Raw genomic sequence first — 1,904 nt, forward strand, 5'->3', positions numbered from 1 at the left:
GACTTTATCGAAAGGTTTGGGAATATGCTTCTGTTCGTGAACTATGGCTGATTTTCAAAGCAGTAACATTATCCATCGTTGTAGTCGCAATTATACAAATGATAATTCGAGGGGATGTATTATTTAGAGCATTATCGATTACTTGGATGCTCCATTTACTACTTATCGGAGGATCTAGGTTATCATGGAGAGTTTTTCGCGACACATACATATCAGGTGAAAAGTTTAATATAAAAAGGAAACGTACACTGATTATTGGGGCGGGTTCTGCAGGCACAATGATTGTTCGTCAATTATTCAGCAATATGGAATCACCTTTACTACCAATAGCTTTTCTTGATGATGATTCCAAGAAAAAAGGTTTAGAAATCTTTAATATCCGTGTGTTAGGTGGAACTGAAATTATTGCAGATGCAGTAATAGACTTGGATATCGAACATATCATAATTGCCATACCTTCACTTGATAAGTCTACAAGTGCCATGTTAATGCAACAGTGTTTGGACACTGGTATTCATACACAGATCATGCCACTAATTGAAGATTTATTAACTGGAAAAGTATCGATCAATGAGATTAGAGATGTAAAATTAGAGGATTTACTTGGCCGAGAAGAAGTAGAACTAGATTTGGAATCTATTTCTACTAAACTTACAAATAAAAAGATTCTCATAACTGGAGCGGGTGGCTCTATAGGTTCAGAGATTTGCAGGCAAGTAGCAAGATTCGATCCGAAGAAAATTATCCTACTCGGTCATGGTGAAAATTCTATTTATACGATTGACATGGAATTGCGTCAAAAAGTTTCACCAAACACAAAAATTATTCCGATTATCGCGGATATTCAAGACCGTAACCGTATCTTTGACATCGTATCTGAGTATAAGCCGGACGTTATATATCATGCTGCAGCCCATAAACATGTTCCATTAATGGAATATAATCCAATGGAAGCAGTCAAGAATAACATATTTGGCACAAAAAATGTTGCAGAGGCAGCAGACATGTTCGGGGTAGGATACTTTGTTATGATCTCTACCGACAAAGCAGTTAATCCGCCCAATATAATGGGTGCAACGAAGCGTTTTGCTGAAATGGTTGTTCAGAATATTGCGAAAGAAAGTATGACGAAGTTTGCTGCTGTGAGATTTGGAAATGTACTCGGCTCACGAGGAAGTGTCGTTCCGTTGTTTAAAAAACAGATAGCTGCAGGTGGTCCTATTACTGTAACGGATCCAGAAATGACCCGCTATTTTATGACAATTCCAGAAGCATCGAGATTAGTCATTCAAGCGGGAACGATGGCTAGCGGTGGAGAAATATTTGTCTTAGATATGGGAGAACCTGTGAAAATTGTCGACCTAGCTAATAATCTTATTAAATTATCTGGCTATAGCAAAGAGGAGATTGGCGTTCGATTTTCAGGAATTCGCCCAGGTGAGAAGTTGTATGAAGAACTATTGGATGAAAATGAAATCCAAAGTAAGTATGTATTTCCGAAGATTCATATTGGGCTTGCGACTCCGATTAGCTACGGTGAGCTGACATATGTACTCGACAAGTTAGTTGATATGACAATGGACGATATGAAAGATTTGTTGATTGGGCTGGCAAATAGAAAGAACGTTAAAAAATTATTGTCAGAACAAGTGAATGCTTTAAGTTAATCTTTTGGAGGAGTGTACGAGTTGAAAAAAGTACGGAAAGCTATTATACCAGCAGCGGGACTCGGAACACGTTTCCTTCCTTCAACGAAAGCAATGCCGAAAGAAATGTTACCGATAATGGACAAGCCGACGATCCAATATATTGTTGAAGAGGCTGTAGCTTCTGGTATTGAAGATATTATTATCGTAACTGGTAAAGGCAAGCGTGCAATCGAGGATCATTTCGATCATTCGTTT

General features: G+C 38.1%; 2 protein-coding genes. Both read left to right on the top strand.

Features of this window, described 5'->3' with window-relative positions:
- On the top strand, positions 1–1,667 hold a 1,667-nt coding region (locus ACFVR1_RS07000; protein ID WP_387582190.1), incomplete at its 5' end, for a polysaccharide biosynthesis protein.
- A 21-nt stretch (positions 1,668–1,688) separates the two neighbouring features.
- Positions 1,689–1,904: sugar phosphate nucleotidyltransferase (locus ACFVR1_RS07005; RefSeq protein WP_387582193.1), on the top strand; the 216-nt coding region annotated here is incomplete at its 3' end.

The sequence above is a fragment of the Psychrobacillus sp. NPDC058041 genome, assembly GCF_042885655.1.
Lineage (GTDB): Bacteria > Bacillota > Bacilli > Bacillales_A > Planococcaceae > Psychrobacillus.